Genomic DNA, 6,445 nt, shown 5'->3' on the forward strand with positions numbered 1-6,445 from the left:
TCGGTGCACAGGCCCGTCCAGGTGAGCGAGCCGAGCTCAGATGACCCGGAGAGCGACGCAGCGCCACTCGCCCTGCCCGGTGAGTTCGAGACGGGCGGCGAGTGCGCGGACCCGGGTGCCGAACCGGCAGACGGCGGCGACCTCCGCGGCGGCACGACCGGGCAGGCTCACGTGCAGGGAGCGCAGGGACGCCCCGGCTGCGGCGGTGCGCCCGCGTCGCGGGATGCCGGCGTTGACGTAGCGCAACACCTCGGGCGCGGCGAACGGGGCCAGATGGTTCACGGGGCGGCGGCCGTCGAGCACCTCGAGCGCAGTGCGGACGACCAACTCTGCCCGCCGCCGTGCCAGCAGCGCCCGTTCCCGCTCCCGGCGCAGGCGTCCGTCCGACGGGCCGGCCGCCGCGTGCGACCCGTCGGTCCCGTTCCGCGCGGGGGTCGGTGGTTCCCGCACAGCGGGCGACACAGCTCCGGAGGCCACGACCGCGTCCTCGTCCACTGCGCTGCCGACGGCCGACCCGCACTCGGGCTCCGGAGGCGCGCCCTCGCTCGCTGCGCTGCCGACCGCCGAGCGACCCTCGGGTTCCGGAGGCGCGCCCTCGACCGCCACCCTGCCGATCTCACGCATCGGAGCGGCCGTCGCATCCCGGGCCGTTTCCCGCCTCTGCTCGACGCTGAACGGGACGTCCCCCTCCACCACCCACTCGCCGTCGTCGAACGGGACGGGGAACTCGAGGGCGGGCTCGTGGTCGACCGTGGCGAAGAGCGGCAGCGTCGGGGCCGGGGCGGTGAGCGTCATGGCAGCAGCGTGCGAGCGGGACCACCACCACCGGGCCGGATCGCGGTACTTCGTCGCCGAATCATCTGAGCCCTGATCGTTCGCGGGCTAAGGTGCCGACGTGGCCGAGCAGCCGCTGGACCGGCTCCTGATCGCGACCGGCGCCACGCTCGCGCGGTTCCGGCAGCGGGTCGTCGCGGCGCACGGGCTGTCGGCGACCGCGCTCGACCTCCTCACCGCCCTGAGCAGCGAGGACGGCCTGCCGCACCGCGAGCTGGCCGGGCGACTCGGCCTCACCCCTGCGACCCTGACCCCGGTCGTCGACACTCTCGAGCGGGCCGGGGACGTCCGGCGCGAACGGGACGCGGACGATCGGCGGGTGGTGCGGGTGTACCTCACGGAGAGCGGCAGGCGCCGGCGGGAGACCGTCGGCGACCAGGTGGACCACGCGCTGCGGGAGGTCGTGCCACCGGAGGATCCGGCCGTGCGCCGCTACCTGGGCGAGGTCCTCGCGGCGGTGGAGGGGCGACTGACGTGACGGGCTTCCGCGGGCTGATCCTCGACTACGGCGGCGTGCTCACCGACGGCCCGGAGATGGCGGACCTGCCGGTCCGGGCCCGGGCCGCGGGCCTGCGCGTCGCGCTGCTCTCCGACGCCCACTCCGTGCCGGACGAGTACGCCGAGCGGTTCGACGCCGTCGTCCTCGGCGGCGCGACCGGCGCCCGCAAGCCCGATCCCGAGGCCTTCCGCCGGACCGCGCAGCTGCTGGGTCTGGCGCCCGACGACTGCGTGGTCGTCGACGACCTGCCGATCAACGTCCGCGGGGCGAGTGCCGCCGGGGCCGTCGGCGTCCGGCACACCGACCCCGACTCGACGCTGCGCGAGTTGGACGTCCTGTTCGACTGGTGAGAACGCGAACGGCGCCGCCCGGTCGGGCGGCGCCGTGGTGGTCAGGGGGTCACTGCTGCGGCGGGGGCGGCGGCTGCTCGCCCTCCGGGGCCGGCGGCGGCGCGGCCGTGGTGTTCCCTTCGCCGGTCCTCTCCTGCAGGAAGTCGACACCCTTGTCGATGTGCTCGTCGTGCCCGGCGTACTTCTGCTTGGCGGCCTCACCGGCCTTGTCGAGGCCCTGGTCGACCTTGTCGTCGTGCTGACCGATCAGCTCTTTCGCCTTGTCCAGGAATCCCATGCAGGCCACAGTGGCCCCAACTCCGGGCGCGCGCCACCCCGCGCTCACCCGATCGGGCGAAGTCTCGTGTGCTCGCGCCGGAGGTCGTCGACGGACGTGACGCCGAGGAGCTGCAGGGTCCGCGTGATCTCGCCGGTCAGGATGTCCACCGCCTTGGCGACGCCCGCGCGTCCGCCCGCCATCAGCCCGTAGAGGTACGCCCGGCCCACCAGCGCGCCGCGCGCGCCGAGCGCGACGGCGGCCACGACGTCCGCCCCGTGCATGATCCCGGTGTCGACGTAGACCTCCGCGGCGTCGCCGACCTCCTGCACCGTCGGCTCGACGAGCTCGACCGGGACGGGGGCGCGGTCCAGCTGGCGGCCGCCGTGGTTGGAGAGCAGCACCGCGTCGACCCCGGCGTCGACGACCCGGCGCGCGTCGGCCACGTTCTGGATGCCCTTGATCATCAACTTGCCCGGCCAGGCCCCGCGCAGCCACTCGACGTCGTCCATGGTCAGGGCGGGATCGAAGACCCGGTTGATGAGGTCGGCGACCGTGCCCTCGGTGCGCTCGAGCGTCGCGAAGGTGAGCGGCGAGGTGGTGAGCAGGTCGAACCACCAGTGCGGGTGCAGCGCCCCGTCGATGAACGTGCGCAGGGTCAGCGCCGGCGGGATCGTGAGGCCGTTGTGCACGTCCCGGCGCCGGTTGCCGCCGACGGGGGTGTCGACGGTCAGCATGAGGGTGTCGTAGCCGGCCGCGGCCGCGCGCTGGACCAGGTCCTTCGCGAACGCCCGGTCCCGCCACAGGTAGAGCTGGAACCACCTGCGCGCCGCCGGCGCGGCCTCGGCGACCTCCTCGATGGTCGTGGTGCCCATCGTGGAGAGGGTGTAGGGGATGCCGGCGTCGGCGGCGACGGACGCGACCGCCGGCTCGCCCTCGGTGTCCATCATGCGGGTGAAGCCGGTGGGCGCGAAGGCGAACGGCAGCGCCGAGCGCGCGCCGAGCATGTCCCGGCCCAGGTCGACGGTGCTGACGTCGCGCAGCACCGTCGGGGTGAACTCGACGCGGGACCAGGCCGCGCGCGCCCGGTTCAGCGAGAGCTCCCCGTCCGCGGCACCGTCGGTGTAGTCGAACACCGCGCGCGGGGTGCGGCGGCGGGCGATCTCGCGCAGGTCGGCGATCGACGCCGCCCGGCGCAGGCGGCGCTCCGTGGCGTCGCGGACGAAGGGGGCGGGCCGGAGCAGGGGCAGCAGCTCCTTCGGCCTGGGCATCCGACGCTGAACCATCCCCCGAGGCTAGCCCCGCTGACGCCCCGCTGACGGCCGAGCGGCCCACCCTCGTGGGCGACGTGCCCTTCACACCGCGGACGTGCTCAGCGACGGCGGTGCAGCTCGTACGCGGCGACGGCGGCGGCGCTGGCGACGTTCAGCGACTCCACCCCGCCCCTCAGCGGGATCGCGAGGAGGTCGTCGAGCAGCGGGCGGACGGCGTCGGACAACCCGTCGGTCTCGTTGCCGAGGACGAGGGCGACCCGGGCCGGGAGGTCGGCGACGAGCAGGTCCTCCCCGCCGGCGTCGAGCCCGAAGATCCCGAAGCCCGCCTCCTTGAGCTGGGCGAGCCCCTCCTCCGCGGTCGCCGAGCGGAGCACCGGCGCGGAGAAGGCGACCCCCGCGGAGGCCTTGATCACCAGCGGGTCGATGGCGGGTACGCCGCGCCGGGGGAGGAGGACGCCGTCGAGACCTGCGCCCGTGGCCGTCCGGAGGATCATCCCGACGTTCGACGGGTTGGTGACCCGGTCGAGCACGAGCACCGAGGCCGGGCGGCGGGAACCGAGGTCGCGCAGGAACACCGGCACCGGCGCCATCCGCGGGGCGACGACGTCCGCCAGCACGCCCTGGTCGTGTCGCCCGTTGCCGGCCAGGACCTTCACCCGGTGCGCGCTCGCCCGCTGCACCGGCACGCCGCGGCGGCGGGCGGCGTCGGTGATGGCGCGCACCGATTCGCCCCGCGTGCCCTCGGCGATGATCACCTTGTCGACGGCCAGCGAGTCGTCGTCGAGCGCCTCGAGGACGGGCTTGCGGCCGTAGACCGTGATGAAGGAGTCCTTCGGCGAGACCGGCGTTGCCACCCGTGCAGGGTCGCACGCGCACGTAGGATCGCGACCATGCCGCCCCGGCTCTCCGCGCTCGACGCGTCGTTCCTCTACCTGGAGCAGGCGACCACGCCGATGCACGTGGGCGGCGTCGCCATCTTCAAGCGCGCCGGCAAGGGCGGGCTCGACTACGAGAAGCTGGTCGGGCTCGTCGAGCAGCGGATCGCGCTGGTGCCGCGCTACCGGCAGAAGGTCAAGCACGTGCCGGGCAACCTGGCCCGGCCGGTCTGGGTCGACGACACCGAGTTCGACGTCGCGTACCACGTCCGGCGCTCCGCCCTGCCGCGCCCGGGCACGGACGAGCAGCTCAGCGAGCTCGTCGCCCGGCTGATGTCCCGGCCGCTGGACCACACCCGGCCGCTGTGGGAGATGTACCTGGTCGAGGGCCTGGAGAAGAACCGGGTCGCCGTCGTCACCAAGACCCATCAGGCCATGGTCGACGGCATCTCGGCGATCGACCTGTCCCAGGTGATCCTGGACGTCTCGCCCGACGCGCGGCCCGGCGTCGAGGAGGTGTGGATGCCCCGGCCGGAGCCGAGCGACCTGCGGCTGATCGCCGAGGCCGTGGGCGACGCCGTCGCGCGTCCGGGCGAGATCGTGGACAACGTCCGCGCCGCCACCGGCGACGCCGTCGCGACCGCCACGAAGCTCGCGGGCATGGCCGGCAAGCTGCTCACCATGGCCCGGACGGCGTCGCGCCCGGCGCCCGGCACCCCGCTCAACGTGCACATCTCCACGCAGCGCCGGTTCGCGGTCGCCCGCACGGACCTCGAGGCGTACCGGCGGATCCGCGCCGCCCACGGCTGCACGGTCAACGACGCCGTGCTCAGCGTGGTCTCCGGCGCCCTGCGGAACTGGCTGCTCTCCCGGGGCGAGCCGGTGACGTCCGGGGCGTCGGTGCGCGCGATGGTGCCGATGTCGGTGCGCGGCGAGGCGGACGTGCCCAGCTCGGCGACCTCGGGCTCGCTCGGCAACCGCGTGTCGTCGTTCCTCGTCGACCTGCCGGTGGGCGAGCCCAGCCCGGTCGTGCGGCTGCACCACGTCACGCACGCGATGCGCGAGCACACCTCCACCGGGCAGAACGTCGGCGCCGACACCCTGGTCCGCATCGGCGGCTTCGCCCCGCCGACCCTGCACGCGCTGGGCGCCCGCGCCGCGAGCGGGATCTCCAAGCGGATCTTCAACCTGGTCGTGACGAACGTCCCCGGCCCGCAGTTCCCCCTCTACGCCGCCGGAGCGCGCATGCTGGAGATGTTCCCGGTCGTGCCGCTCGCCAAGGGGCAGGCGCTCGCGATCGGGCTGACCAGTTACGACGGTGGCGTGTACTACGGGTTCAACGGCGACCGGGACGGTATGCCGGACGTCGACGTCCTCGCCGGGCTGGTCGACGAGGCGTTGGACGAGTTGCTGGCCGCGAGCCGCTGAGAGCAGGAGAGAGACCGTGCGGATCTACATCCCCGGGACCTGGCCGATGCTGCGGAAGCTGGTCAAGACCGGACGGTTCGACCCGATCGGGGGGACCGCGTTCGCGCTGACCCCCCGGTTGCGGGAGGCCTACGTGTCCGGCGACGACGAGGAGCTGGAGTACGCCGCGATGGGCGAGGCGGCGCGGGCGTCGCTGCGCCTGCTCGCCGTCGAGTTCGGGCTGGGCGAGGACCAGGTGCCGGCCCGGAGGGTGGTGGTGGCCGCCGACCTCGACGACGTCACGCTGCGGCCGGACCTCGACGACGGCGCCGTCCGCATCTCCGCCGCCGTGCCGATGACCGCGATCGCCGCGGTGCACGTCGACGCCGAGGAGGCCGAGCACGCGGTGCGGGAGGCGGCGGCGGTCGTCGACAAGGCGGACCTGGGCGACCTCGACGCCGAGTTCCTCGTCGGCGAGGCCGAGGACCACGAGCTCGCCTGGTACTCCCCGGAGGAGATCGCTTTCCTGGTGGACCTCGGCGACCTGTGAGTGCCAACTGCCCCTAGAGGGGCAGTTGGCACTCACGACCCGGGCTGAGCTGCGGAAATGCCGGGCGGCGAGCCGGGGCCGACGTGGGGTCTTGTCTCCGCCCGGGGGTTGTCGTGCGTGGGCGAAGGCACCGCAGCGGATGTGCGGCGCTCCGCCGGCTGTCCGAGTGGCCGGAGCGGGTGTGCCGGCCCCGATCGCGACGTCGGCCGGCCGGGACCCGGCCGACCGCGATGCCCGCTGACGACGCCTAACCCCAGCTCAGCCGGGGTCGTGAGTGGCAACTGCCCCTCTAGGGGCAGTTGCCACTCACGGGACGCTCCTATGGTTCGTCAAGCCCCTGCGGCTGGTGGGTGTTCGAGCTGTCGGTAGAGCTGGCGGGTGATGTAGCGCTTGAGGCAGC

At 74.1% G+C, this 6,445-nt stretch carries 8 protein-coding genes; 4 read left to right on the top strand and 4 right to left on the bottom strand.

The genetic code is table 11. The annotated features are described in order from the left end of the window. Positions 1-36: 36 nt before the first annotated feature. Positions 37-795 (bottom strand): Rv3235 family protein, encoded by a 759-nt coding sequence (locus PKE99_RS36135; RefSeq protein WP_051738338.1) that lies wholly within the window; start codon positions 793-795, stop codon positions 37-39. Positions 796-895: 100 nt separating this feature from the next. Here PKE99_RS36135 and PKE99_RS36140 point away from each other — a divergent pair, with 100 nt between their 5' ends. Further along, on the top strand, positions 896-1,312 hold the full coding sequence (locus tag PKE99_RS36140) for a MarR family winged helix-turn-helix transcriptional regulator (protein ID WP_051738339.1): 417 nt from the start codon (positions 896-898) through the stop codon (positions 1,310-1,312). Beyond that, positions 1,309-1,683, top strand: coding sequence for an HAD-IA family hydrolase (locus tag PKE99_RS36145; RefSeq protein WP_037053972.1), 375 nt, complete (start codon positions 1,309-1,311; stop codon positions 1,681-1,683). The genes PKE99_RS36140 and PKE99_RS36145 overlap by 4 nt, the downstream gene beginning before the upstream one ends. 49 nt (positions 1,684-1,732) lie before the next feature. On the opposite strand, the gene PKE99_RS36150 is transcribed toward PKE99_RS36145, so the two are convergent. From PKE99_RS36150 to PKE99_RS36160, 3 genes are all read right to left on the bottom strand, one after another. Continuing rightward, positions 1,733-1,960: an antitoxin gene (locus tag PKE99_RS36150; protein ID WP_037053975.1), complete on the bottom strand. Its 228-nt coding sequence runs from the start codon at positions 1,958-1,960 to the stop codon at positions 1,733-1,735. A 44-nt stretch (positions 1,961-2,004) separates the two neighbouring features. Further along, positions 2,005-3,225 carry an alpha-hydroxy acid oxidase gene (locus tag PKE99_RS36155; RefSeq protein ID WP_037053978.1) on the bottom strand — a complete coding sequence of 407 codons (1,221 nt, stop codon included), beginning with the start codon at positions 3,223-3,225 and terminating at the stop codon, positions 2,005-2,007. Between the two features lie 86 nt (positions 3,226-3,311). Next, positions 3,312-4,067: a TrmH family RNA methyltransferase gene (locus tag PKE99_RS36160; protein ID WP_037053981.1), complete on the bottom strand. Its 756-nt coding sequence runs from the start codon at positions 4,065-4,067 to the stop codon at positions 3,312-3,314. A 36-nt stretch (positions 4,068-4,103) separates the two neighbouring features. On the opposite strand from PKE99_RS36160, the gene PKE99_RS36165 reads away from it, so the two are divergent. Further along, a complete protein-coding gene (locus tag PKE99_RS36165) occupies positions 4,104-5,516 on the top strand; it encodes a WS/DGAT/MGAT family O-acyltransferase (protein ID WP_037053985.1) in 1,413 nt (470 codons plus the stop codon). A gap of 16 nt (positions 5,517-5,532) precedes the next feature. Beyond that, a complete protein-coding gene (locus tag PKE99_RS36170; RefSeq protein ID WP_037053986.1) occupies positions 5,533-6,045 on the top strand; it encodes a DUF6912 family protein in 513 nt (170 codons plus the stop codon). The last annotated feature ends 400 nt before the right edge of the window (positions 6,046-6,445 follow it).

This window comes from Pseudonocardia halophobica (assembly GCF_027922425.1).
GTDB lineage: Bacteria > Actinomycetota > Actinomycetes > Mycobacteriales > Pseudonocardiaceae > Pseudonocardia > Pseudonocardia halophobica.